This is a genomic window from Paracoccus sp. NFXS7 (assembly GCF_040148865.1).
GTDB lineage: Bacteria > Pseudomonadota > Alphaproteobacteria > Rhodobacterales > Rhodobacteraceae > Paracoccus > Paracoccus marcusii.
Map to the genome: position 1 here is coordinate 620,940 of NZ_JAKEKV010000001.1, position 23,507 is coordinate 644,446.

The 23,507-nt window shown below is 66.3% G+C and carries 24 protein-coding genes; 4 read left to right on the forward strand and 20 right to left on the reverse strand.

Going from position 1 to position 23,507, the window contains the following annotated elements; all coding sequences use genetic code 11:
- Positions 1 to 30: 30 nt before the first annotated feature.
- Positions 31 to 1,077, reverse strand: a complete 1,047-nt coding sequence (queA, locus tag LZ686_RS03090) for a tRNA preQ1(34) S-adenosylmethionine ribosyltransferase-isomerase QueA (protein WP_349546956.1) — start codon at positions 1,075 to 1,077, stop codon at positions 31 to 33.
- Positions 1,078 to 1,195: 118 nt separating this feature from the next.
- Here queA and LZ686_RS03095 point away from each other — a divergent pair, with 118 nt between their 5' ends.
- Positions 1,196 to 1,489 (forward strand): (2Fe-2S)-binding protein, encoded by a 294-nt coding sequence (locus tag LZ686_RS03095; protein WP_349546957.1) that lies wholly within the window; start codon positions 1,196 to 1,198, stop codon positions 1,487 to 1,489.
- A complete protein-coding gene (bfr, locus tag LZ686_RS03100) occupies positions 1,437 to 1,922 on the forward strand; it encodes a bacterioferritin (protein ID WP_045998827.1) in 486 nt (161 codons plus the stop codon). The genes LZ686_RS03095 and bfr overlap by 53 nt, the downstream gene beginning before the upstream one ends.
- A 4-nt stretch (positions 1,923 to 1,926) precedes the next feature.
- Here the strand turns inward: bfr and LZ686_RS03105 are convergent, their stop codons facing one another.
- The gene (locus tag LZ686_RS03105; protein ID WP_349546958.1) at positions 1,927 to 2,601 is read right to left on the reverse strand and encodes an HAD-IA family hydrolase; all 675 of its coding nucleotides are present in this window, start codon (positions 2,599 to 2,601) and stop codon (positions 1,927 to 1,929) included.
- A 117-nt stretch (positions 2,602 to 2,718) separates the two neighbouring features.
- Between LZ686_RS03105 and glmU the strand changes: the two genes are divergently transcribed.
- Together glmU and glmS are read left to right on the forward strand one after the other, a co-directional pair.
- The gene (gene glmU / locus LZ686_RS03110) at positions 2,719 to 4,062 is read left to right on the forward strand and encodes a bifunctional UDP-N-acetylglucosamine diphosphorylase/glucosamine-1-phosphate N-acetyltransferase GlmU (protein WP_273743495.1); all 1,344 of its coding nucleotides are present in this window, start codon (positions 2,719 to 2,721) and stop codon (positions 4,060 to 4,062) included.
- Positions 4,062 to 5,879, forward strand: coding sequence for a glutamine--fructose-6-phosphate transaminase (isomerizing) (gene glmS, locus LZ686_RS03115; RefSeq protein WP_349546959.1), 1,818 nt, complete (start codon positions 4,062 to 4,064; stop codon positions 5,877 to 5,879). The genes glmU and glmS overlap by 1 nt, the downstream gene beginning before the upstream one ends.
- A gap of 27 nt (positions 5,880 to 5,906) precedes the next feature.
- Here the strand turns inward: glmS and trmB are convergent, their stop codons facing one another.
- The 18 genes from trmB to LZ686_RS03205 form a co-directional block, all read right to left on the reverse strand.
- Positions 5,907 to 6,620, reverse strand: a complete 714-nt coding sequence (trmB, locus tag LZ686_RS03120) for a tRNA (guanosine(46)-N7)-methyltransferase TrmB (protein WP_148912088.1) — start codon at positions 6,618 to 6,620, stop codon at positions 5,907 to 5,909.
- A 193-nt stretch (positions 6,621 to 6,813) separates the two neighbouring features.
- On the reverse strand, positions 6,814 to 8,490 hold the full coding sequence (locus LZ686_RS03125) for a ribonuclease J (protein WP_252928368.1): 1,677 nt from the start codon (positions 8,488 to 8,490) through the stop codon (positions 6,814 to 6,816).
- The gene (locus LZ686_RS03130) at positions 8,483 to 9,262 is read right to left on the reverse strand and encodes a type III pantothenate kinase (RefSeq protein ID WP_045998823.1); all 780 of its coding nucleotides are present in this window, start codon (positions 9,260 to 9,262) and stop codon (positions 8,483 to 8,485) included. Before LZ686_RS03130 ends, LZ686_RS03125 begins: the two co-directional genes overlap by 8 nt.
- A 4-nt stretch (positions 9,263 to 9,266) precedes the next feature.
- Positions 9,267 to 10,001, reverse strand: coding sequence for a biotin--[acetyl-CoA-carboxylase] ligase (locus LZ686_RS03135; RefSeq protein WP_282028964.1), 735 nt, complete (start codon positions 9,999 to 10,001; stop codon positions 9,267 to 9,269).
- A gap of 25 nt (positions 10,002 to 10,026) precedes the next feature.
- Entirely contained in the window at positions 10,027 to 11,487 is a 1,461-nt protein-coding gene (gene nuoN, locus LZ686_RS03140) for an NADH-quinone oxidoreductase subunit NuoN (RefSeq protein WP_349546960.1), read from the reverse strand.
- 10 nt (positions 11,488 to 11,497) lie between these two features.
- Positions 11,498 to 13,051: an NADH-quinone oxidoreductase subunit M gene (locus LZ686_RS03145; protein ID WP_349546961.1), complete on the reverse strand. Its 1,554-nt coding sequence runs from the start codon at positions 13,049 to 13,051 to the stop codon at positions 11,498 to 11,500.
- A 1-nt stretch (position 13,052) separates the two neighbouring features.
- A complete protein-coding gene (gene nuoL / locus LZ686_RS03150; RefSeq protein WP_349546962.1) occupies positions 13,053 to 15,191 on the reverse strand; it encodes an NADH-quinone oxidoreductase subunit L in 2,139 nt (712 codons plus the stop codon).
- Positions 15,192 to 15,195: 4 nt separating this feature from the next.
- A complete protein-coding gene (gene nuoK, locus LZ686_RS03155; protein ID WP_042248542.1) occupies positions 15,196 to 15,501 on the reverse strand; it encodes an NADH-quinone oxidoreductase subunit NuoK in 306 nt (101 codons plus the stop codon).
- Positions 15,502 to 15,559: 58 nt separating this feature from the next.
- On the reverse strand, positions 15,560 to 16,162 hold the full coding sequence (locus LZ686_RS03160; protein WP_045998819.1) for an NADH-quinone oxidoreductase subunit J: 603 nt from the start codon (positions 16,160 to 16,162) through the stop codon (positions 15,560 to 15,562).
- Positions 16,159 to 16,572, reverse strand: a complete 414-nt coding sequence (locus LZ686_RS03165; RefSeq protein ID WP_045998818.1) for a carboxymuconolactone decarboxylase family protein — start codon at positions 16,570 to 16,572, stop codon at positions 16,159 to 16,161. The genes LZ686_RS03160 and LZ686_RS03165 overlap by 4 nt, the downstream gene beginning before the upstream one ends.
- Positions 16,569 to 17,060, reverse strand: coding sequence for an NADH-quinone oxidoreductase subunit NuoI (nuoI, locus tag LZ686_RS03170; protein ID WP_045998817.1), 492 nt, complete (start codon positions 17,058 to 17,060; stop codon positions 16,569 to 16,571). The genes LZ686_RS03165 and nuoI overlap by 4 nt, the downstream gene beginning before the upstream one ends.
- Positions 17,061 to 17,063: 3 nt before the next feature.
- The gene (gene nuoH / locus LZ686_RS03175) at positions 17,064 to 18,095 is read right to left on the reverse strand and encodes an NADH-quinone oxidoreductase subunit NuoH (protein WP_045998816.1); all 1,032 of its coding nucleotides are present in this window, start codon (positions 18,093 to 18,095) and stop codon (positions 17,064 to 17,066) included.
- 18 nt (positions 18,096 to 18,113) lie between these two features.
- Positions 18,114 to 18,830 (reverse strand): YNQ4 family lipoprotein, encoded by a 717-nt coding sequence (locus LZ686_RS03180; RefSeq protein ID WP_240542436.1) that lies wholly within the window; start codon positions 18,828 to 18,830, stop codon positions 18,114 to 18,116.
- A gap of 35 nt (positions 18,831 to 18,865) precedes the next feature.
- A complete protein-coding gene (nuoG, locus tag LZ686_RS03185; protein WP_349546963.1) occupies positions 18,866 to 20,878 on the reverse strand; it encodes an NADH-quinone oxidoreductase subunit NuoG in 2,013 nt (670 codons plus the stop codon).
- Positions 20,879 to 20,888: 10 nt separating this feature from the next.
- Positions 20,889 to 21,290: a DUF5333 domain-containing protein gene (locus LZ686_RS03190; RefSeq protein WP_295168180.1), complete on the reverse strand. Its 402-nt coding sequence runs from the start codon at positions 21,288 to 21,290 to the stop codon at positions 20,889 to 20,891.
- Positions 21,291 to 21,391: 101 nt separating this feature from the next.
- On the reverse strand, positions 21,392 to 22,687 hold the full coding sequence (nuoF, locus tag LZ686_RS03195) for an NADH-quinone oxidoreductase subunit NuoF (RefSeq protein ID WP_045998812.1): 1,296 nt from the start codon (positions 22,685 to 22,687) through the stop codon (positions 21,392 to 21,394).
- Between the two features lie 24 nt (positions 22,688 to 22,711).
- Positions 22,712 to 22,921, reverse strand: coding sequence for a DUF5337 domain-containing protein (locus LZ686_RS03200; RefSeq protein ID WP_045998811.1), 210 nt, complete (start codon positions 22,919 to 22,921; stop codon positions 22,712 to 22,714).
- Entirely contained in the window at positions 22,921 to 23,475 is a 555-nt protein-coding gene (locus LZ686_RS03205; RefSeq protein ID WP_349546964.1) for a helix-hairpin-helix domain-containing protein, read from the reverse strand. The genes LZ686_RS03200 and LZ686_RS03205 overlap by 1 nt, the downstream gene beginning before the upstream one ends.
- Between the last annotated feature and the right edge of the window lie 32 nt (positions 23,476 to 23,507).

Here is a 23,507-nt window from a genome sequence, read left to right on the forward strand (position 1 = left end):
CGGGGCCCCGATGCCAGCAGGAAACCGACCTCAGGGGATCAGCAGCGACGCGTCGCCATAGCTGAAGAAACGATAGCCCCGTTCGACCGCATGTCCATAGATTTCCCGGATTTTCTCAGACCCCATCAGGGCCGAAACCAGCATCAGCAGCGTGGATTTGGGCAGGTGAAAGTTCGTCATCAGCCCGTCGGTCACCCGGAATTGATAACCGGGATAGATGAAGATGTCGGTCGTGCCCCGGAACGGCGCGATCCGCCCGACCTGGGGGGCGGCCGATTCGATCAGGCGCAGGGCAGTGGTGCCCACCGGGATCACCCGGCGGCCCTCGGCCTTGGCGCGATTGATCGCCTCGGCGGCCTCGGGGGACACCTCTCCCCATTCGGCGTGCATCCGGTGGGTGGTGACGTCGTCGACCTTGACCGGAAGGAACGTCCCCGCCCCCACGTGCAGGGTCACATGCACGAACTGGACGCCCTGCGCCGCCAGCGTCTCCAGCAGGGGGGCGTCGAAATGCAGGCTGGCCGTGGGGGCCGCGACCGCGCCCTGCCGCGCGGCCCAGACCGTCTGATAGTCGTCGCGGTCCTGGTCGTCCGGCGCCCGCAGCGCCGCGATATAGGGCGGCAAGGGCATCGCCCCCACCTGTTGCAGCGCCGCATCGAACGCATCACCCGTGGCGTCGAACACCAAGCGCAGGCCGGTCGCGGTCATCTCGGCCACGGTGGCGGACAGGGCGTCGCCGAACCGGATTACCTCGCCCACGCGCAGCTTGCGCAGCGGCTTGGCCAGCGCCTGCCAGCCCTCGGCGGCGGGTTCCAGCAGCGTGACCTCGATCCGCGCCACGGCCTCGCCCTGCGGGGTCTGGCGGGCGCGGGTGCCGGTCAGACGGGCGGGAATGACCTTGGTGTCGTTCAGCACCAGCAGGTCGCCGGGGCGCAGGATCTGCGGCAGATCGCCCACATGGCGATCGGCGATGGCCCCGCCTTCCGCCAGCAGCAGACGTGCGGAACTGCGCGGCTTGGCGGGCCGCGTGGCGATCAGGTCGGCGGGCAGGTCGAAATCGAAATCGGACAGCTTCATGGCACGGGGTTTTGCGGCCCGCCCGCGCCCGCGTCAAGCAGCCGTGATGCCAAAGCGAAAACGTCGGACTTTACAAGCCCGACAGAATTGGTAAGTCTCCGCCCGACAGGAGCCCGCCATGATCGTCTGCCACTGCGCCATGATCTCGGATCACGACATCCGCGCCGCCATCGACTGGATGCGCGCGGCGGATGCCCAGACCATCATCACGCCGGGCAAGATCTATCACGCCCTGGGCAAGCGCGCCGATTGCGGGGGCTGCATGCCGCTGTTTCTGGACACCATGCGCGCGTGCGATAAGCTGGGCGTCGCACCGCCGATTTTGCGGGCCAGAACCGACAGCAAGAAGGATGCCACCCATGAAGGGCGACGCCAAGGTCATCGAGTATCTAAACGCCGCACTGCGCTCTGAGCTGACGGCGGTCAGCCAGTACTGGCTGCATTATCGTCTGCAGGAGGATTGGGGCTTCGGCAAGATCGCCGCCAAGTCGCGCGCCGAATCCATCGAGGAGATGAACCACGCCGACAAGCTGATCCAGCGGATCATCTTTCTGGAGGGTCATCCCAACCTGCAGCGGCTGGACCCGCTGCGAATCGGACAGAACCTGCGCGAGACGCTGGACAGCGATCTGGCCGCGGAACATGACGCGCGCACGCTGTACATCGAGGCGCGCGACCATTGCGACGCCGTTGGCGACTATCCCAGCAAGATGCTGTTCGAGGAGCTGATCCAGGACGAGGAAGGCCATATCGACTTCCTGGAGACGCAGATCCACCTTTTCGAGACGATCGGCGCCCAGAACTATGGCCAGCTGAACGCCAAGTCCGCCGACGAGGCCGAATAGGCCCTCAGCCCAGCCAGTCGCGGGCGATGGCGGGCAGCTGGTCGAAATGCGCCAGCAGAACCTCGGGCGCCAGGCGAGAGATCGCCTCGCCCTCGGGACCGAAGCTGACCAGTGCGACGCGCACCCCGGCAGCCGCGGCCGTCTTGCGGTCGGTCTCGGTATCGCCCACCAGGAAGGACTGCGCGACGGTGCCGCCCGCGCCCTCGACGGCGGCCTGATAGGGGCGCGGGTCGGGCTTGCGCACCGGCAGCGTGTCTGCGCCGATCATGGCGCCGAACCGGTCCCGAATGCCCAGTTCGCGCAGCAGCGTCTCGGCCAGGGCCTCGGGCTTGTTGGTGCAGACGGCCAGGCGGTGCCCGTCGGCGGCCAGACGGTCCAGCGCCGCCTCGACCCCCGGATACAGCTGCGTGTGCACGGCGATCGCCGCACCGTAATGGGACAGCAGGCTGTCGAAATCCTCATCCTCGGCGCCAGGCGGCAGCAGCGTATCATCCGACATCCGGCCATAGCCCGCCCGCAGCATCGCCCGCCCGCCATGAAACGCGATCAGCGCATCCGCGACCGGGTCCAGCAGGTCGCCCAGGCCCCGCGCGCGAAAGCACGCATTCGCCGCCGCGACCAGATCGCCTGACGTATCCGCCAGCGTTCCGTCCAGATCGAAGACCACCGTACCCGCCATGCGCCATCCCCCGTGGAAATGTTCGGAAAACAAAGGTGACCGCGCCGGGCCTTTCCAGCGCGTCCCGCCCCGATTAGAACGCCATGAAGAAAAAGCAAACAGGCGATGGGGGCGGTGATGTCGGAAGCTGGATTGGCGGTCGTGGTTCTGGCGGCGGGACAGGGCAGCCGGATGCAATCGGACCTGCCCAAGGTCCTGCACCGTCTTGGCGGGGTGCCGCTGGTCGGGCATGCGCTGCGCGCGGCGCGCAACCTGCAGCCGGAACAGATCGTCGTCGTGACGGGCCACGGCGCGGACGCCGTCGCCCGGGCGGTGGCCAAGCTGGACCCCGAGGCCGCGACCGTGCTGCAGGCCGAACAGCTGGGCACCGGGCACGCCGTGCGCCAGGCACTGCCCAGCCTGGAAGGATTTGAGGGACGGGTGATCATCCTTTATGGCGACACCCCCTTCATCGCCCAGGAGACGCTGGACGAACTGGCAGCCCACCCCGCCGATCTGGTCGTTCTGGGCTTCGAGGCGGACGATCCCGGCCGCTATGGGCGGCTGGTCGTCACCGACCGCGGGCTGGAGCGTATCGTCGAGTACAAGGACGCCGACGCCGCGACCCGCGAGATCGTGCTGTGCAATTCCGGCGTCATGGCGCTGCAGGCCGATCTGTTGCGCCGCCTGATCGTGGGCCTGGGCAACGACAATGCCGCGGGCGAGTACTATCTGACCGACCTGGTGGCCCTGGCCCGCGCCGAGGGGCGCCGCGCCGACGTCGTGATCTGCGACGAGGCCGAGACGCTTGGCATCAACACCCGCGCCGAACTGGCCGCGGCCGAGGCCGCCTTCCAGGCCCGTGCCCGTGCGGCCCTGATGGAAGACGGGGTGACCCTGACCGATCCGGGCAGCGTCTTTTTGGCGCTGGACACGGTCATCGGGCGCGACGCGGTGATCGGGCCCAACGTCGTCTTCGGCCCCGGCGTGACGGTGGAATCGGGCGCCGAGATCCTGCCATTTTGCCATCTGGAGGGTTGCCATGTCAGCGAAGGGGCCACCGTCGGACCCTTTGCCCGTCTGCGCCCCGGCGCCGAACTGGGCACGGATGTCCATGTCGGCAACTTCGTCGAGATCAAGAACGCCGTCCTGGACGAGGGCGTCAAGGTCGGCCACCTGACCTATCTGGGCGACGCCCATGTGGGCGAGCACACGAATATCGGCGCTGGCACCATCACCTGCAATTACGACGGCGTCTCCAAGCATCGGACCACGATCGGCCCGCGCGCCTTCATCGGCAGCGACACGATGCTGGTGGCCCCCGTCCATGTCGGCGCGGACGCCATGACCGGATCGGGCAGCACCATCACCGAGGACATCCCGGACGGCGCCCTGGCCATCGGCCGGGCCCGCCAGGTCACGAAACCGGGCCTGGCGACCCGCCTGATGGCGGCGCTGCGGCTGAAGAAGGAGGCGCGCTGATGTGCGGCATCATCGGAATCCTGGGCAACCACGAGGTTTCCCCGCAACTGGTCGATGCGCTGAAGCGGCTGGAATACCGCGGCTATGACAGCGCCGGCGTGGCGACCGTGGACGCGACCGGACAGCTGTCGCGCCGGCGCGCGGTGGGCAAGCTGGTCAACCTGTCGGACCTGCTGGTCCATCGACCGCTGACGGGGCATGCGGGTATCGGACACACGCGATGGGCCACCCATGGCGCCGCGACCGAGGTCAACGCCCATCCCCATCAGTCCGGCCCCGTCGCCGTCGTCCATAACGGCATCATCGAGAATTTCCGCGAACTGCGCGCCGAACTGGCCGATCGGGGCATCATGCCCGAATCGCAGACGGACACTGAAACCGTCGCGCTGCTGACCGCGCATCACCTGGACCAGGGCCTGTCGCCGGTGGAGGCCGCCCGTGCCACGCTGGCCCGCCTGCAGGGGGCCTTTGCGCTGGCCTTCCTGTTTCAGGATGAACCGGACCTGCTGATCGCGGCCCGCAAGGGCAGCCCGCTGGCCGTGGGCCATGGCGACAAAGAGATGTATCTTGGTTCGGACGCGGTGGCGTTGGCTCCCTTCACGGACCGCATCACCTATCTGGAGGATGGCGACCACGCCGTTCTGACGCGCGCGGGCGTGCAGATCTGGGACGCGGAGGGCCACCAGGTCCACCGCGCCACCGCCCGCATCGATGTCGGCGCGACCGTCATCGACCGTGCCGGGCACCGTCACTTCATGGCCAAGGAAATCGCCGAACAGCCGGTGGTGATAGGCGACGTGCTGAACCATTACGTCAAGGGCGACCGCATCGTCCTGCCGGACGGCCTGGATTTCGCGGGCCTGGACCGGGTGACCCTGGTCGGCTGCGGCACCGCGCATCTGGCGGGGCATGTGGCGAAATACTGGTTCGAAAAGCTGGCGGGCCTGCCCTGTGACATCGATGTCGCCTCTGAATTCCGCTATCGCGAACCGCCCTTGTCGGATCGCAGCCTGTTCATCGCCGTCAGCCAGTCCGGAGAGACGGCGGATACGCTGGCCGCCCTGCATTATGCCCGCGGCAAGGTCGCGCGGACAGTGGGGCTGGTGAACGTGGGCACGTCGGCCATCGCGCGCGACGCCGACATGGCGCTGCCGACCCTGGCGGGGATCGAGGTCAGCGTGGCGTCGTCCAAGGCCTTCACCTGCCAGCTGGCCGTGCTGGCCGTGCTGGCGCTGAAGGCGGCGCATGACCGTGGTCGGCTCGACGATGCCGCCCTGACGGCCCATCTGCGCGACCTGCGCGCCATCCCCGCGCTGCTGGCGCAGGCGCTGGCCCTGTCGGACGACTGCCGGATGCAGGCCGACTGGCTGGCGCAGGCCCGCGACGTCCTTTATCTGGGCCGGGGCGCATTGTACCCCGTCGCGCTGGAAGGCGCGCTCAAGCTCAAGGAGCTGAGCTATATCCACGCCGAGGGCTATGCCTCCGGAGAGCTGAAGCACGGCCCCATCGCGTTGATCGACGGCGACGTGCCGGTGGTGGTGCTGGCGCCGCATGACGCGCTGTTCGACAAGACCATCTCGAACATGCAGGAGGTGATGGCCCGTCACGGTCAGGTGCTGCTGATTTCGGACGCGGCGGGGATTGCGGCGGCGGGCGACGGCATCACCGCCAGCCTGGCCCTGCCCACCGGCGGCGGAGTGTTCCAGCCGATCCTCTATGCCGTGCCGATGCAGTACCTTGCCTATCACACGGCGGTCGCCAAGGGCACCGATGTCGATCAACCCCGCAACCTGGCAAAATCCGTCACCGTGGAATGAAAAAGGCCCGCTCCGGCGGGCCTTTCCTCACAGACGGCGAAAGGTCACGTAATGGGGCGGACGCCCCTCGCGCAGGGCCTTCTGCTCGTAACGGGTGCTGATCCAGTCGTCCCATGCGACAGCGGTGTCGTCGAGCGTCTCGAACCCGGCCGGCGGCACCTCCTCGCGGGTCTGACGGATATAGTCCGGGATGTCGCTGGCGACGCGAAAGATCCCGCCGGGGCGCATCACGCGGGCCAGGGGGCGCAGGTGTTCGGGCGTCACGAACCGCCGCCGATGGTGGCGCGCCTTGGGCCAAGGATCGGGATACATCAGGAAGGCGCGCTCGACGCTGGCATCGGGCAGCACATCCATCAGGTCGCGCGCATCGCCCGGGTGAACGCTGACATTCGTCACGCCCGCCGCCCGGATCTTGCCCAGCAGCATCGCGACGCCGTTGATGAACGGCTCGCATCCGATGATGTTAATGTCGGGATAGGTGGCGGCCATGTGGACCATGTGCTCGCCACCACCAAAGCCCACCTCAAGCCAGACGGGACGGTCGTTGCCGAAGATCGCAGCAGGGTCGACCGGGGTGCGTTCCGGGTTGTCCTGCAGGGTGATGCCGCGGGGCCGCAGCTCGCCCAGGTCCTCGGACAGATAGCCCTTCTGGCTCTGCCGCAGGGTCTTGCCGTGCCGCCGTCCGTAGAAGTTGCGGCGGGGGGGGTTCGGATCAAAGCCGGATTCGGATGTGTCACTCATGACGCCGGGCATTGCCGCAAGCGCGGTGCGGTTTCAAGCCCCCTGTGCGCCTGTGCGTCCCGCGGTGGCCGGGGGGCTTCGCACCCCCCGGACCCCCTGCGGGATGATCGAGCCTTCGCCTCCGCTCCGTGGGACATCGGGGGGTCCGGGGGGCTGGCCCCCGGCCCGTCGCGGGACGCAAGCCTGGTTCCGGTCAGTCGGCCATCAGGCGGCTGATGCTGACGGTGACCTCGGGCTTCTTGCCGATCTCCTCCATCGCGACCTGGCGAGTGATCTTGCGGATCGCCTCGTCCATCTTGCCGTCGTCGCGCACGGTGCGGGCATCGGCCCGTTCCAGGAACTCGGACAGCTCGGCCTCGATCTGGCGCGCCAGCTCGCCGCCCGAACGGGTCCGCTCGGACAGTCCCATCAGTTCGACCCAGGCATCGGGCAGGACATTGTCGTCCTCGTCCACGATCACGCTGACCATCGCGTGCCCGTTCAGCGCCATGCGGATGCGGTCGCGTACGACCCCGTCCATCGCGCCGATCAGCAGGTTACCGTCCAGATAAAGACGCCCCGTCTCGACCTGATCGCAGACCTTGGGGCGATCGCCCGTCAGGTCCAGCATCGTGCCGTTGGTCACGATCTCGGCGGTCATGCCCTTGGCACGGGCCAGCATCACGTGTTCGCGCAGGTGCAGGTGCTCGCCATGCATGGGGATCACGACCTTGGGCCGCAGCAGGTCGTGCATGGCCTCGATGTCGGGCCGGTTCGCGTGGCCCGAGACGTGGTAGAGCCCGTCATCGGCATCCCAGACCTCGACCCCCGCCTCGCTCAGCGCGTTCATGATGCGGCCGACCGACTTCTCGTTGCCGGGAATTGTCTTGGAGCTGAAGAGGAAGCTGTCCCCCTCCTTCAGCGACAGGCCCAGATAGCGGCCGCGCGACAGCTGCGCGCTGGCGGCGCGACGCTCTCCCTGGCTGCCGGTGACCAGCAGCAGGACCTTGTTGCGCGGCAGCTTGGCGGCCTCCTCGGGCCCGATCGTCTCGGGGAAGTCCTTGAGGATGCCGCTGTCGAAGCCCACGCTGACCATGCGCCGCATCGCGCGGCCCAGCAGGCAGACCTTGCGCCCTGAGGCCCGGGCCGCATCGGCCAACGTCTTCAGACGCGCAATGTTGCTGGCAAAGGTGGTGGCCACAACCATGTTCTGCTGCGCCATGACCCATTCCAGGATCGGGGTCGCCAGAACCGCCTCGGACCGGCCGGGATGGGTCGAGAAGATGTTCGTGCTGTCGCAGGCCAGGACCTTGACGCCCTTGCCCTCGGCGGCGATCTGCGACAGGCCGACCGGGTCGAAGGCGTCGCCCACGACCGGGGTCACGTCCATCTTGAAGTCGCCCGTATGCACGACCCGACCCGCAGGCGTGTCGATGATCAGCGCGCTGCTTTCCGGGATCGAGTGGCTGATCGGCACGAACTGCACGCCGAAGGGGCCGACATTGGTCACGGCAGGGCGCGCTTCGGTGATGTTGACCACCTCGGTCGGCAGGCCGTGCTCTTCCATCTTCAGGCGCACCAGCGTCCCGGTGAAGCGGCGCGCATAGATCGGCACGTCCAGCCGCTTCCACAGATGTGCGATGGCGCCGATATGGTCCTCGTGGCCGTGGGTGACGAAGATCGCCTCCAGCCGGTGGCGGTTCTTTTCCAGCCAGGTCAGGTCGGGCATGATCAGGTCGATCCCCGGGCTGCCCTCCATGTCGCCGAAGGTGACGCCCAGATCCACCAGGATCAGGCGCTCCTTGCCGGGCAGGCCGTATCCATAGACATAGGCGTTCATACCAATTTCGCCCGCTCCGCCGAGCGGCAGATAGATCAGGCGTTCAGCCATTTCCCATCTCCTTGTTAAAGTCGTGAATGAGCCGAAGCCCGTGCATCGTCAAATCGTCTTCAATCGCATCGAACAGGTCGAACCCCTGATCGAACAATGGCGCAAGCCCGCCAGTGGCTATCACTTTCATGGGTCGGTCGCGCTCGGCGCGGATCTTGTCCACGATACCGTCGACCAGCCCCACATATCCCCAGAACACGCCTGACTGGATACATGCAACCGTATTCGTGCCGATCACCGTCGCGGGCATCGTCACATCGACATGCGGCAGGGACGCCGCCCCCATGTGCAGCGCCTCCAGCGACAGGTTCACGCCCGGCGCGATGACGCCCCCGATATAGGCGCCGTCGATGTCGACCACGTCGAATGTGGTGGCCGTGCCGAAATCGACCACGATCAGGTCCGGGCCGTGCCGGTCATAGGCGCCGACCGTGTTCACCAGCCGGTCGGGCCCCACGGTCGTCCCCGCATCGACCCGCGGCGGCACCGGCAGCAGGCAGTCGGGCTTGCCCACCACCAGGGGCCGCGTGTCGAAATAGCGGTTGCACAGCACCCGCAGATTGAAGACCACCCGCGGCGCCGTGGCGCTGATGATGCAGGCGTCGATCTGCAACTCGAACCGCTGCACCGCGATCAGCGTGGACAGCCAGACATAGTATTCGTCCGCCGTCCGCCGATGATCCGTGCGGATCCGCCAGTGGGACAGGAACCGCGTTCCGTCCCAGATCGAGAAGACGGTGTTCGTGTTGCCGGTATCGATGCACAGCAGCATGGATCTAGCCCCCGAAATGGATGTCTGCGGCGGAAATCGCCTGGCGGCCGCGCGGACCCGTCAGGATCAGGGCGCCGGTTTCGTCGATACCGTCGAAGCGCCCGGTGATCTCGGCGGTGCCGGTGCGGGCGGTGATCGTCTCTCCCAGCCTTGCCGCGCGGGCCAGCCAGGCCGCGCGGATCGGCGCAAAGCCATAGGCCGCCATCTGCCGCATGCCCTCGTCGAAACGGACGGCCAGCGCGTCCAGCAGATCGTCGGGCGTCACGGTCAGGCCGGTCTCTCCGGCCAGGCTGACCGGACGCAGCGCGCCGGCCTCGACCTCGGACGGCTCCGGGGCCTGTGCCAGATTGACGCCGATGCCGATCGCCAACACCGCGACCTGTCCCCCTGCCCCGCTGCTCTCCAGCAGGATGCCGGACAGCTTGCCGCCGTTCAGCAGGACGTCGTTGGGCCATTTTAGGGACAGGTTCAGCGCCGGACCGCACAGATCGCGCAGCGCGTCATGCACGGCCAGCGCCGCGACGAAAGACAACCGCGCCGCATCCGCCGCAGCCCCCTGCGGGCGCAGGACCAGCGTAGCGGCAAAGTTTCCGGGCGGATCGGTCCAGGCGCGGCCGCGGCGGCCACGGCCGGCCTGCTGTTCGCGCGCCATGATCCAGGCCGGCCCACCAAGCGTCGGGGCCAGCCTGAAGGCTTCGGCGTTGGTGCTGTCCACACGGTCCAGGACATGGCGTGCCACGCCCTGGGGCCATGTGGCGGGCGGGTTATTCACCCGCAACCGTGGCTTGACCGACCAGCGATTGCGCGGCCAGCGCCGCGGCATCGTCGATGCCCAGCAGGGTGATCGAACCCAGCAGCAGCGCGAAGGCCGGCACCAGCAGGGCGGCGTACTGCACGCTACCCATGCGGCTGGTCACGCCCTCGGTCTCGGCGCCGAAATACATGTAGTACACGATGCGCAGGTAATAGAATGCGCCGATGACAGATGCGATCACGCCGGCGACAGCCAGCCATGCCATGCCACCATCGACCGCTGCCGACAGCACGCCGTACTTGGCCCAGAAACCGACCAGCGGCGGCACGCCCGCAAGGCTGAACATCAGCAGCAGGACCGCCATCGCCTTCAGCGGCTCGGCGCTGGCAAAGCGGTTCAGGCTCTCCAGGTCGGTGATCGGGCGGCCATCGCGTTCCAGCGACAGGATGAAGGCAAAGCTGCCCACGTTCATGACCGCATAGATGGCCATGTAGATCAGCATGGCCTGGACCCCATAGGCGGTGCCCGCAGCCAGGCCGACCAGCGCAAAGCCCATATGCGCGATCGAGGAATAGGCCATCAGACGCTTGATGTTGCGCTGACCGATGCCCGCGATCGAGCCCAGGAACATCGACAGCAGCGCCAGCACCGCGATGATCTGACCCCAATCGGCCGGCACGTTCCCGAAGGCGTCGAACATCAGCCGCGCGATCAGCGCCATCGCCGCGACCTTGGGCGCAGTGGCCAGGAACGCGGTCACCGGCGAGGGCGAACCTTCGTAGACGTCCGGTGTCCACATGTGGAACGGCACGGCGGACACCTTGAAGGCCAGGCCGACCAGCAGGAACACCAGACCGAACAGCAGGCCCAGAGGCAGGCTTCCGGCCTGAACGGCCTGCATGATGCCGGCGAATTGCGTGGTGCCGGCAAAGCCGTAGACCAGCGACGCACCATAGAGCAGCAGACCGGAGCTGAGCGCGCCCAGCACGAAATACTTCAACCCGGCCTCGGACGACTTGACGCTTTCGCGGCGCATGGCGGCGACGACGTACAGCGCCAGCGACTGCAGCTCCAGGCCCATGTACAATGACAGCAGGTCGCCGGCCGACACCATCACCATCATGCCGACGGTCGCCAGCACGATCAGGATGGGGTATTCAAACCGCATCAGGCGATGCCGTTCCATGTACTCGGCGCTCATCGCCAGGACGGCGGCGCCGGACAGCAGGATCGTGACCTTGGCGAAACGGCCGAAGGCGTCGTCCATGAACATCCCGAAGAACGCGCTCTGCTGCGGGCGGTCGGCCATGCCCACCACCATCGCCGCCGCAATAAGCGCCGCCACGCTGGCCCACAGGATCTGCCGTGCGATCCGGTCCTTGCCCAGATAGGCCCCCGCCAGCAGCGCGGCCAGCGCATAGATCGCCAGCAGCAGCTCGGGCAGAATGGTGGAGATATCCAAACCGGTCATCGTGCGTTCCTCAATGGCTGGCGGTGGCCGAGGCCAGGTCGCCCGTCGCCGCATCAGCAGGCAGCGCGTCGTTGTAATTCACCAGCAGCGCCTGGACCGAGGGGCCGGTGATGTCGGTGACCAGGCGCGGATAGACGCCCAGGATCAGGGTCATGGCGATCAGCGGCGCAAAGATCCAGCGTTCGCGCGGGGTCATGTCAGTAATCGTGCGCAGGCTTTCCTTGATCAGCGCGCCCATGGTGACGCGGCGGTAAAGCCACAGCGCATAGGCCGCCGACAGGATCACGCCGGTCGCCGCGACGAAGGCCACCCAGGTGTTGGCATTGAACGCCCCCATCAGGGTCAGGAACTCGCCCACGAAGCCCGATGTGCCGGGCAGGCCCACGTTGGCCATGGTGAAGAACATGAAGACCAGCGCATAGACCGGCATCCGATTCACCAGACCGCCATAGGCGTCGATCTCGCGCGTGTGCATGCGGTCGTAGATGACGCCCACGCAAAGGAACAGCGCCCCCGAGATGAAGCCGTGCGACAGCATCTGGAAGATCGCTCCGTCCAGCCCCTGCTGGTTGGCGGCAAAGATGCCCATGGTCACATAGCCCATGTGGGCGACCGACGAATAGGCGATCAGCTTCTTCATGTCCGACTGCGCCAGCGCCACCAGCGAGGTATAGACGATCGCGATGGCGGACATCCACAGGACGACGCCCTGCAGCAGGTCGGACGCCACCGGGAACATCGGCAGACTGAAGCGCAGGAAGCCGTAGCCGCCCATCTTCAGCAGAACCGCCGCCAGGACCACGGACCCCGCAGTCGGCGCCTGCACGTGCGCGTCGGGCAGCCAGGTATGGACCGGCCACATCGGCATCTTGACCGCGAAGCTGGCGAAGAAGGCCAGGAACAGCAGCGTCTGCATGCCGCCGACGATGCTGAAGCCCATGATCGCCATCGTCTCGGACGGAAAGTCGAAGGCCAGCAGCTGGGCGATGTCGGTGGTGCCCGCAGTGCGTGCCATCGCGATCATCGCGACCAGCATCAGCACGGAGCCGATGAACGTATAGAGGAAGAACTTGAACGAGGCATAGATGCGGTTCTTGCCGCCCCAGATGCCGATGATCAGGAACATCGGGATCAGCCCCGCCTCGAAGAACAGATAGAACAGGATCAGGTCCAGCGCCGCGAAGACGCCGATCATCAGCCCTTCCAGCACCAGGAAGGCGATCATGTATTCCTTGACCCGCATCTTGACGTCCCAGCAGGACAGGATGGTCAGCGGCATCAGGAAGGTGGTCAGCATGATGAACAGGACGGAGATCCCGTCGACGCCCATCTTGTAGCGCAGGCCCATGATCCAGGCGTGATCCTCGACGAACTGGAAGCCCGTGTTCGCAGGCTCGAAGCCCGACAGCAGGAACAGCGACACAAGGAAGGTTGCGCTGGTCGCGATCAGGGCCAGCCACTTGGCGTTCTTCTGCGATGCGGCGTCGTCGCCGCGCAGGAACAGGGCCAGGATGCCCGCCGCCACGATCGGCAGGAAGGTGATGATGGAAAGAAGGTTCGTCATGTCAGTGCGCGCCCCGCATCATCACCCAGATCAGCAAGCCCACGATGCCCAGAACCATCGCGAAGGCGTAGTGGAACAGATAGCCCGACTGCACCCGTCCGGCGAACCGGGTCAGGCGCGGGATGATTCCCAAGGCCAGCCCGTTGATGGCGCCGTCGATAACGGCTCCGTCACCGGCCGTCCACAGCTTGCGGCCGATCCAGCGCGCGGGACGCACGAAGATCGCGTCATAGGCCTGGTCGAAGTACCACTTGTTCAGCAGGAACTGGTACAGGCCCCGCTGTTGTGCCGCCAGCTGGCCGGGCAGTTCGGGACGGCGGATGTACATCAGCCATGCCAGACCGAACCCGATCAGCATCGCGATGAACGGCGACACCTTGACCCAGGCGGGGACATAGTGGGCATCATGCATCACGTGGTTGTCCGGCCGCATGTAGATCGCACCGGGCGTCACGGTATAGCTGGCGATGTCGGCCGGATCCTCGGCCGCGCCTGCGGCGGCGTGGGTTGCGGCACCCTCGGGCTCTGCTGCGGGGGCCTCGGCCACGCTGCCCTCCAAGGCCGTGCCGGTGCCCGCGACGGCGGCGCCTTCGGCATGTCCGGCCTCCTCGTGGTGGACGGCGGCCTCGATCCCGAAGAAGCCGGCAACGCCCTCCTCCTCGAAGAAGCTGTTGTACCAGATCATGCCTGCGAAGATCGAGCCGAAGGCCAGCACGACCAGCGGCGCGGTCATCACGTGCGGGCTCTCATGCGCGTGGTCATGCGCATGATGATCGCCGCGCGGCGTGCCGAAGAACGTCATGAACATCAGTCGCCAGGAATAGAAGCTGGTCATCAGCGCGGCGATCACCAGCATCCAGAAGGCATAGGTGCTGCCGACGAAGGCGCTCTCGATCACGGCATCCTTGGACAGGAAGCCCGCGAAGCCGATATGGGTCAGCGGGATGCCCACGCCCGTTATGGCCAGCGTGCCGATCATCATTGCCGCGAAGGTCAGCGGGATCTTCTTGCGCAGCCCCCCATAGTTTCGCATGTCCTGCTCGTGATGCATCGCGTGGATCACCGAACCCGCGCCCAGGAACAGCATGGCCTTGAAGAAGGCATGCGTGAACAGGTGGAACATGGCGACCGAATAGACGCCGACGCCTGCTGCCACGAACATGTAGCCCAGCTGCGAACAGGTCGAATAGGCGATGACGCGCTTGATGTCGTTCTGGACCAGACCGACAGTCGCCGCAAAGAAGGCGGTGGTCGCGCCGATATAGACGATGAACATCTTGGCTTCGGGCGCGAATTCGTAAAGCGGCGACATCCGGCAGACCAGGAACACGCCCGCGGTCACCATGGTCGCCGCGTGGATCAGGGCTGACACCGGGGTCGGGCCTTCCATCGCGTCGGGCAGCCAGGTGTGCAGGAACAGCTGCGCCGACTTGCCCATCGCGCCGATGAACAGCAGGATCGCCAGCACGTTGGCCGCGTTCCAGTCACGCCACAGGAAGGTCATCTCGGTCTGGGCCAGCATCGGGACCTGGGCGAAGATCTCGTCGAACTGGATCGACCCGGTCATCCACCACAGGCCGAAGATGCCCAGCAGAAAGCCGAAGTCGCCGACGCGGTTGACGATGAACGCCTTCATCGCTGCGGCGCCCGCCGACTGCTTCTTGAAATAGAAGCCGATCAGCAGATAGGACGCGACGCCCACGCCTTCCCAGCCGAAGAACATCTGCAGCAGGTTGTCGGAGGTCACCAGCATCAGCATCGAGAAGGTGAAGAACGACAGGTAGGCGAAGAAACGCGCGCGGTAGGGCTCGTCATCGCCGAAGTTCTCGTCATGCGCCATGTAGCCGAAGCTGTAGAGGTGCACGAGCGCCGAGACCGAATTGATCACGATCAGCATGATCGCGGTCAGGCGGTCCAGGCGGATCGCCCATTCGGAGGTAAAATCGCCCGAGACGATCCAGTCCATGACGGGGATGCTCTGCGGCTCGCCCAAGGTCAGGAAGACCACCCAGGACAGGGCCGCGGCGGCGAACAGGATGGCGGTCGTCAGGATCTGCGCGCCGCGCTCTCCGATCAGGCGCCATCCGAAGCCCGCGATCAGCGCACCCAGCAGGGGCGCGAAAAGAATGAACTGAGCCATGACCCTAACCCTTCATCACGTTGACATCTTCCACCGCGATCGTGCCGCGGTTGCGGAAGAAGACGACCAGGATGGCCAGGCCGATGGCCGCTTCGGCCGCGGCGACGGTCAGGATGAACATGGTGAAGATCTGCCCGCCCAGATCGCCCAGATGGGCCGAGAAGGCCACGAAGTTGATGTTGACCGCCAGCAGCATCAGCTCGATCGACATCAGGATGACGATGACGTTCTTGCGGTTCACGAAGATGCCGAAGATCCCGGCGACGAACAATATCGCGCCCACGACCAGGTAATGTGTCAATCCGATCATCAGTTCAGTCCCTCCGGGCTCTCTCACCCGTTGATATTCCGTTGGCTGGGGCGGAAGCTTACAGCCCCTGCCCCGGCTTGACGTCGCGCAGCTGCATGGCCTTGGCCGGATCGCGGTGCATCTGGGCGATCACGTCCTGGCGCTTGACGTTGGTGCGGTGCCGCATGGTCAGCGTGATCGCCCCGATCATCGCGACCAGCAGGATCAGGCCCGAGATCTGGAACGGCAGGATGTAGCGGTCATAGAGCAGCAGACCGATCGCGTTGGTGTTCAGAACCTCGGTCGCCATCGGCACGGACCGCAGGGTTGCCGACTGGTCGCTGCTTTCCCACGCGCCATAGGCGATGGCCAGCTGCGCCAGCAGGACGATGGCGATCAGGCCGGCCAGCGGCAGATAGCGGGCGAACTCGCCCTTCAGCTTGGTGAAGTCCACGTCCAGCATCATGACCACGAACAGGAACAGCACCGCGACCGCGCCGACATAGACGATGATCAGCAGCATGGCCACGAACTCGGCGCCCAGCAGGACGAACAGCCCCGCGGCCGACAGGAAGGCCAGGATCAGCCACAGCACCGAATGGACCGGGTTGCGCGCCAGCACCACCATAAAGCCCGCCGTGCAGACAGAGATGGCGAACAGGTAGAATGCGAATGTCATCATGACTGGGGGCTCCCCTCGGATTCGGTAAAGACGCCCTGGGCGATCTCCAGCGCCTTCTGCATCGCCGGCAGGCCGCCGAACATTCCCATCTGATAGATCACCTCGGCGATCTCGCGCGGGGTGGCGCCTGCCTCGATGGCGTGGCGGATGGTCATGCGCATCTGCGGTTCGGCCAGCGCGCCCTGCACGGTCATCGCCGCAATGGTCACCAGCAGGCGGGTGCGCGCATCCAGGCCGTCACGGTTGAAGGTCTTGCCGAACCACATCTCCAGCATGTCCGCTGGCATGGTCGGGAACATCTTCTCGAACGCCTTGACGTCGAAATGCTCCAGCGCCGGATTGAAGGTCCGCGCCATCTCCTGTCCCTGGCTCAGCATCTGCTGGAACATCTTGGTGAAGGGATCGGTCATCTGTAGGGCGCGTCCATCGCCAGGTTGCGCGCGATCTCGGATTCCCAACGGGCGCCGTTATCCAGCAACTTGTCCTTGTTGTAGAACAGCTCCTCGCGGGTCTCTGTGGCGAACTCGAAGTTCGGCCCCTCGACGATCGCATCGACCGGGCAGGCCTCCTGGCAGAAGCCACAATAGATGCACTTGGTCATGTCGATGTCATAGCGCGTCGTACGGCGCGAGCCGTCGTCGCGGGGTTCGGCATCGATGGTGATCGCCTGCGCGGGACAGATCGCCTCGCACAGCTTGCAGGCGATGCAGCGTTCCTCTCCGTTGGGATAGCGGCGCAGGGCGTGTTCGCCGCGGAAGCGCGGCGACAGCGGACCCTTTTCGTGGGGATAGTTGATGGTCGCCTTGGGCGCGAAGAAATAGCGCATGCCCAGGCCGAACCCTTTGATGAAATCCACCATCAGGAAGTACTTGGTGGCGCGGACGACGTCGAAAGCCATCTTTTACACTCCTGCCCAACGGGCCCAGAAGGTCCCGAAGACTTCGAATTTCGCAAGGAAAGCCACGATCACGACCCAGCCCAGGGACAGTGGCAGGAACACCTTCCAGCCGATCCGCATCAACTGGTCATAGCGGTACCGCGGCACGATGGCCTTCACCATCGCGAACATGAAGAACCAGATGACCATCTTGAGGAACATCCAGATCGCGCCGTCCGGCAGGCCGGGGATGGGTGACAGCCAGCCGCCGAAGAACAGCAGGCTGATCAGCGCGCACATCAGCCACATGGCGATGTATTCGCCGGCCATGAACAGCAGATAGGGGGTCGAGGAATATTCGGTCATGAAGCCCGCGACCAGTTCGGATTCCGCTTCCGGCAGGTCGAAGGGCGGGCGGTTGGTCTCGGCCAGGGCCGAGACGAAGAACAGCACGACCATCGGCAGGTGCGGCAGCCAGAACCAGGACAGCAGTCCCGCCCCGCGCTGTGCCTCGACGATGGCGGTCAGGTTCATCGAGCCTGCCGAGATGATCACGCCGATGATGATCAGGCCCAGGCTGACCTCATAGCTGATCATCTGTGCGGCCGACCGCAGCGAGCCCAGGAACGGGAACTTGGAGTTGGACGCCCAGCCCCCCATGATCACCCCGTAGACCTCCAGCGAGGAGACCGCGAAGATGAACAGGATGCCCACGTTGATGTCTGCCATGACCCAGCCCGGCGCGAAGGGAATCGCCACGAAGGCCAGAAGCGCCAGCATCATCGACAGGAACGGCGCCAGGAAGAACACGAACTTGTCCGCGCCCGCGGGCACGACGATTTCCTTGACCACGAATTTCAGCGCGTCGGCGAATGTCTGAAGGACGCCCCAGGGCCCGACCACGTTAGGTCCGCGGCGCATCTGCACCGCCGCCCAGATCTTGCGGTCGCCATAGACCATGTATACCAGCGACAGCATCACGAAGACGATCAGCGCCAGGCCCTGCGCCAGCAGGATCAGCGCGATGCCCCAGGAGGATGCCCAAAATTCAGCCATGATGCCAGTCCCTTTGCCTTACGCCGTTGGAATGCCGCGTGCGTCGCATTCGCGCAAGGTCTCTTCCGTTTCCATCACCCGCAATCCCATCGGCTTGCTGTCCGACAGCAGGAACGCCGATCCGATCAGCAGCTTGCCGTTCCGTTCGGCCTGAAGCGTGCGGACATGCCGACCATAGGGGTTGCCGTTGTCGCGGGCCCAACCGGCCAATGCGCAGGTGGCATACGAGAACGCGATATCCGCGTCCACCCCCTGCTGCAGATTGGCCGTCACCTCGACCAGATCGGCGCCCGCGCCGCGGTTCAGCGGCACCACCTGCACGGCGATGAAGGATTCGGGCGCGATCTCGGTCCCTTCGGCCAGCACCGGCAGCGCGGGCTGGGTCCGCGCGGCGAACGCCTCCAGCGCCTTCTGCTGCGCGGTCTTCTCCCGCGGGCGGTTGGGCGCGACCAGGCCTGCGAAATCCAGGTCCAGGTTCTGGTTCAGCGCCTCCAGGTCGGCCTCGGTCACAGCAAAGGCGTCGCGGCCGCCGGGGCTGTCCAGATCCATCGTCGTGACGCTGCCGTCCTCCTCCAGGATCAGGATCTCTCCCGACTGGCTGGACACGCGGGCGCGGCCAAGCCTGTCGCCCCCCGCCACAGAGGCCGCCACCGGAGGACGCGCCTCCGCCCCCCCACCGGTCGAGGTCTGCATGCAGCCCGACAGGGCCAAGACGGCCCCGATCAGGGCCGTCACCGAAGCGCTTGTCCGAACAGTGGGGGTCATCCTTGTTACTCCGCAGCCAACGCGGGCATATGGCGCGCCGCAGCCATGCGCGACAACTCTCCCATCAGCGGAGAGCTGCGTGCGATCGGGTTCGTCAGGTAGAAATCACGGATCGGGTTCACGAAGGCCGCCTGACCCAGGTCCCGCATCGGCAGGGGCTGCCAGTCGCTCTCGACGACCTGATCGACCTGGCCCAGATGCGGCACGGCCTCGACCAGCGCACGACGCAGCTGCGCCAGGCTGTCCCACGGCAGGGTCTGGCCCAGCTCGGCCGACAGGGCGCGCAGGATGGCCCAGTTCTCCTTGGCCTCGCCGGGCGCGAAATTGGCGCGCATGGCCAGCTGGGGACGGCCCTCGGTGTTCACGAACAGGCCCATCTCCTCGGTATAGCAGGCGGCGGGCAGGATGATGTCGGCGCGATGCGCGCCCCGGTCGCCATGGCTGCCCTGATAGATGACCACCGGACCCGCGGCGATCTCGACCTCGTCCGCGCCCAGGTTGAAGATCACCTGCGCCCCGTCGATCGCGGCGGACATCCCGCCCTCGGTCACGGCGCCCACGTCCATCGCACCCACGCGGCCGGCGGCGGTGTGCAGGACCAGCAGGCGCGCGCCGGTGGTCTGGGCCAAGGCCTGGGCGGCGGCCAGCACGGCCTCGCCGTCGGCCTCGCGCAGGGCGCCCTGCCCGATGATGATGATGCCCGCGTCCTCGGACTGTTCGGCCTTGTCCAGCAAGGCGGACAGCGCCGCGCGGTCGGTGCCCGCATGGTCATAATCGAAGGTCAGATCGACTGCCGGACCGACGACCGTGACCTGCGCTCCGCGTGCCCAGGCCCGGCGCAGGCGGGCGTTCAGCACGGCCGCCTCGTCGCGCGGGTTGGTCCCGATCAGCAGGATGGACGCAGCGGTGTCGATATCCTCGATCACCGCATTGCCGACATAGCCCGACCGGTTGCCCGCCGGCAGGCGCGCGCCGTCGGTGCGGCATTCCACCGAACCGCCCAGCCCCTCGACCAGCGTCTTGAGGCTGAAGGCCGCCTCGACCGAGGCCAGATCACCGACCAGGCCCGCGACCTTGCCGCCCTGCATCGCGCGGGCGGCAGCGGTCAGCGCCTCGGGCCAGGTGGCCGGGCGCAAGCGGCCGTTCTCGCGTAGATAGGGGGTATCCAGACGCTGGCGGCGCAGACCGTCCCAGACGAAGCGGGTCTTGTCGCTGATCCACTCCTCGTTCACCGCGTCATGGTTGCGCGGCAGGATGCGCATCACTTCGCGGCCCTTGGTGTCCACGCGGATCGCGCTGCCAAGCGCGTCCATGACGTCAATCGTCTCGGTCTTGGTCAGCTCCCACGGGCGGGCGGTGAAGGCATAGGGCTTCGACACCAGCGCGCCCACCGGGCACAGGTCGATGATGTTGCCCTGCAGGTTTGATTCCAGCGTCTGGTTCAGATAGCTGGTGATCTCGCTGTCCTCGCCGCGACCGGTCTGACCCATCTGGGTGATGCCAGCGACCTCGGTCGTGAAACGCACGCAGCGGGTGCAGCTGATGCAGCGCGTCATGTGGGTCTCGACCAGCGGCCCCAGGTTCAGCTCCTCGGAGGCACGCTTGGGCTCGCGATAGCGGCTGAAATCGACGCCGTATGCCATCGCCTGGTCCTGCAGGTCGCATTCGCCGCCCTGGTCGCAGATCGGGCAGTCCAGCGGATGGTTGATCAGGAGGAACTCCATCACGCCTTCGCGGGCCTTCTTGACCATCGGGCTGTTGGTGCGGATCTCGGACGGGGCGCCGTCGGGACCGGGGCGCATGTCCTTGACCTGCATCGCGCAGGAGGCGGCGGGCTTGGGCGGGCCGCCCACGACCTCGACCAGGCACATCCGGCAGTTGCCCGCGATGGACAGCCGCTCGTGATAGCAGAAACGCGGGATCTCGATCCCGGCCTGCTCGCAGGCCTGGATCAAGGTCAGGTTCGGATCGACCTGGATCTCGATGCCGTCGATCTTGATTGTCCGCAATTCGGCCATGATGACTTCCTTATCTGGCACTCAGCAGCGATCCTGCGACCGTCTGCCGTGCGATTTCGTCCCGCCCAAGGCGGCAAAAGGTTTCCGGCTGTCCGTTCACGACACCGTTCTGGACCATATAGCGGTCTGCCTCGGCATAGATGCGTCGGCGATCCTCGCGGCTGTCCAGAAAGGTCTCGATCTCGGTCTCGGAATAGCCCTGATCCAGGGCATAGCGTTTCAGCGCGCGCGCCTCGCTGAAGGCACGGATCATCCGCGCGCTGATGTCGGGGCATCCCCGGCGCAGCATGTCGGCCACACGGGCCTGGACCAGCCGGTCGTTGATGTAGGTCTCCTGGCTCAGCGGCACCTGCGCGGCGGCAGGAAGGGCCAGAACCGCCAGGGCGATGGCGGCAAGCATGGGTCGTTTCATCACGGCATCCTTTCGGTGATCACGTGCCTCCACGTAATCACCGGCCGGGCGCATTGCCCGACACGACCCCGTGCGGGGATCGTGATATACCGCCGTCATGCTCATTCCGCGGCCAGCGCGCCCGTGCGCCCGGTCTTCTTGGCGATCAGGCGATCCTCGATCTCTCCGCGGAAATTGCGGATCAGGCCCTGGATCGGCCACGCCGCCGCATCGCCCAAGGCACAGATGGTGTGGCCTTCGACCTGCTTGGTCACGTCAAGCAGCATGTCGATCTCCTCGACCTCGGCCTCGCCGGACACCAGGCGCGCCATGACGCGCATCATCCAGCCGGTGCCCTCGCGGCAGGGCGTGCACTGGCCGCAGCTTTCGTGCTTGAAGAAGGCTGACAGGCGCCAGATCGCCTTGATGATGTCGGTCGACTGATCCATCACGATCATGCAGCCGGTGCCAAAGCTGGATTTCAGCTCGCGCATGCCGTCGTAATCCATGATGGCGTTCTCGCACTGCTCGGCTGTCAGGACCGGGCAGGAGGCGCCGCCGGGAATCACCGCCTTGAGGTTCTTCCAGCCGCCGCGCACGCCGCCGCCATGCTTTTCGATCAGTTCCTTCATGCTGATCGACATCGCCTCCTCGACCACGCAGGGGGCATTCAGATGTCCGGTCAGCCCGAACAGTTTTACGCCCGCGTTGTTCGGACGACCAAAGCCCGCAAACCACTCCGCCCCGCGGCGCAGGATCGTCGGCACGACGGCGATGGATTCGACGTTGTTCACCGTGGTCGGGCAGCCATAGAGACCCGCGCCCGCCGGGAAGGGCGGCTTCATGCGCGGCATGCCCTTCTTGCCTTCCAGGCTTTCCAGCAGCGCGGTTTCCTCGCCACAGATATAGGCGCCGGCGCCGTGGTGCAGATACAGGTCGAAATCCCATCCCGACCCGGCCGCATTCGCGCCCAGAAGCCCCGCGTCATAGCATTCGTCGATGGCGGCCTGCAGGGCCTCCTTTTCGCGGATGTATTCGCCGCGCAGATAGATGTAGCAGACATGCGCGTTCATCGCGAAGCTTGCGATCAGCGCACCCTCGATCAGGGTGTGCGGATCATGGCGCATGATCTCGCGGTCCTTGCAGGTCGCAGGCTCCGATTCGTCGGCGTTGATCACCAGATAGCTGGGCCGGCCGTCCGATTCCTTGGGCATGAAGGACCATTTCAGACCGGTCGGAAAGCCTGCGCCGCCGCGTCCACGCAGCCCCGAAGCCTTGACCTGCTCAATGATCTTGTCGCGCCCGCGGCCGATAATGTCGCCGGTCCCGTCCCAATGGCCACGCTTCTGCGCGCCGGCCAGGCTGCGGTCGCCCATGCCATACAGGTTGGTGAAAATGCGATCCTGGTCTTTCAGCATCCGATACGTCCTTTATTCCCGGCGTCACGCATTCCTGCGCCGCCAGATACGCCAGGTCACGATCAGCGACCAGACAAAAGCGCCGATGGCGGCAAGGTCGGCCAGAAAGGCCCACCGCGCCGCCCAGTCATAGTGCTGCCCGATCGCCTGGATGGCGAGCCAGATCAGCATGGTCGTCGCGATCACAATCGCGACCAGCCGCATCTGGCGGGCGTCCTGCGCGGGGTCAGCCATCACCCCGCCTCCTGCCTGCGTGCGGCCAGCGCGCGCGCCTGCCCCACCCAGTCGTCATTGCGGATGCGCGACGCCGCGCGGCCGATCCCGGCCGCCATGCGATCCACGTCGGCATCGTCCCAGGCGGCGATCTGCGCGAACCGCGTCACGCCCGCCTGCTCCAGCGCCTGCTGGACCTTCGGCCCGATGCCCTTGATGGCCCGCAGGTCGTCAGGCCCGCCGGCATAGATGCTGCGCGCGGCGTCCGGCGTCTCGCGCGGGGCGGCCGGAGGAATGGCATCACCCGACGGCGCAATCTCGGGCGCAGCCGCAGGCGCCGGTGCCTGCCGGACGGGCGCGGCCGCCTGCGGCGGCAGCGGCATCGCGTCCCAGTCCGGCTCGTCCATTCGGACCCCGCGGGGATCGCCAAGCCAAGCCACCATCAGGGCCAGCAGGCCACCCGCGATCAGCGCCAGCAACAAGGCCGCCAGCCAGCCCATCTGCCCGAACAGGCCGATGCCCAGAAAGACCAGCAGCGCCGTGACGGCTCCGGTGGTTCTGCTGGCGGGTGTCATGGCTGGCGTCCTTTCTGCGGGTCGTCGGGCTG

What these genes read in the sequence shown, in the direction of transcription:
- queA (WP_349546956.1), bottom strand. Translation starts at nt 1,077, where the DNA reads ATGAAGCTGTCCGATTTCGATTTCGACCTGCCCGCCGACCTGATCGCC.
- LZ686_RS03095 (WP_349546957.1), top strand. Translation starts at nt 1,196, where the DNA reads ATGATCGTCTGCCACTGCGCCATGATCTCGGATCACGACATCCGCGCC.
- bfr (WP_045998827.1), top strand. Translation starts at nt 1,437, where the DNA reads ATGAAGGGCGACGCCAAGGTCATCGAGTATCTAAACGCCGCACTGCGC.
- LZ686_RS03105 (WP_349546958.1), bottom strand. Translation starts at nt 2,601, where the DNA reads ATGGCGGGTACGGTGGTCTTCGATCTGGACGGAACGCTGGCGGATACG.
- glmU (WP_273743495.1), top strand. Translation starts at nt 2,719, where the DNA reads ATGTCGGAAGCTGGATTGGCGGTCGTGGTTCTGGCGGCGGGACAGGGC.
- glmS (WP_349546959.1), top strand. Translation starts at nt 4,062, where the DNA reads ATGTGCGGCATCATCGGAATCCTGGGCAACCACGAGGTTTCCCCGCAA.
- trmB (WP_148912088.1), bottom strand. Translation starts at nt 6,620, where the DNA reads ATGAGTGACACATCCGAATCCGGCTTTGATCCGAACCCCCCCCGCCGC.
- LZ686_RS03125 (WP_252928368.1), bottom strand. Translation starts at nt 8,490, where the DNA reads ATGGCTGAACGCCTGATCTATCTGCCGCTCGGCGGAGCGGGCGAAATT.
- LZ686_RS03130 (WP_045998823.1), bottom strand. Translation starts at nt 9,262, where the DNA reads ATGCTGCTGTGCATCGATACCGGCAACACGAACACCGTCTTCTCGATC.
- nuoN (WP_349546960.1), bottom strand. Translation starts at nt 11,487, where the DNA reads ATGACCGGTTTGGATATCTCCACCATTCTGCCCGAGCTGCTGCTGGCG.
- LZ686_RS03145 (WP_349546961.1), bottom strand. Translation starts at nt 13,051, where the DNA reads ATGACGAACCTTCTTTCCATCATCACCTTCCTGCCGATCGTGGCGGCG.
- nuoL (WP_349546962.1), bottom strand. Translation starts at nt 15,191, where the DNA reads ATGGCTCAGTTCATTCTTTTCGCGCCCCTGCTGGGTGCGCTGATCGCG.
- nuoK (WP_042248542.1), bottom strand. Translation starts at nt 15,501, where the DNA reads ATGATCGGATTGACACATTACCTGGTCGTGGGCGCGATATTGTTCGTC.
- LZ686_RS03160 (WP_045998819.1), bottom strand. Translation starts at nt 16,162, where the DNA reads ATGATGACATTCGCATTCTACCTGTTCGCCATCTCTGTCTGCACGGCG.
- LZ686_RS03165 (WP_045998818.1), bottom strand. Translation starts at nt 16,572, where the DNA reads ATGACCGATCCCTTCACCAAGATGTTCCAGCAGATGCTGAGCCAGGGA.
- nuoI (WP_045998817.1), bottom strand. Translation starts at nt 17,060, where the DNA reads ATGGCTTTCGACGTCGTCCGCGCCACCAAGTACTTCCTGATGGTGGAT.
- nuoH (WP_045998816.1), bottom strand. Translation starts at nt 18,095, where the DNA reads ATGGCTGAATTTTGGGCATCCTCCTGGGGCATCGCGCTGATCCTGCTG.
- nuoG (WP_349546963.1), bottom strand. Translation starts at nt 20,878, where the DNA reads ATGGCCGAATTGCGGACAATCAAGATCGACGGCATCGAGATCCAGGTC.
- LZ686_RS03190 (WP_295168180.1), bottom strand. Translation starts at nt 21,290, where the DNA reads ATGAAACGACCCATGCTTGCCGCCATCGCCCTGGCGGTTCTGGCCCTT.
- nuoF (WP_045998812.1), bottom strand. Translation starts at nt 22,687, where the DNA reads ATGCTGAAAGACCAGGATCGCATTTTCACCAACCTGTATGGCATGGGC.
- LZ686_RS03200 (WP_045998811.1), bottom strand. Translation starts at nt 22,921, where the DNA reads ATGGCTGACCCCGCGCAGGACGCCCGCCAGATGCGGCTGGTCGCGATT.
- LZ686_RS03205 (WP_349546964.1), bottom strand. Translation starts at nt 23,475, where the DNA reads ATGACACCCGCCAGCAGAACCACCGGAGCCGTCACGGCGCTGCTGGTC.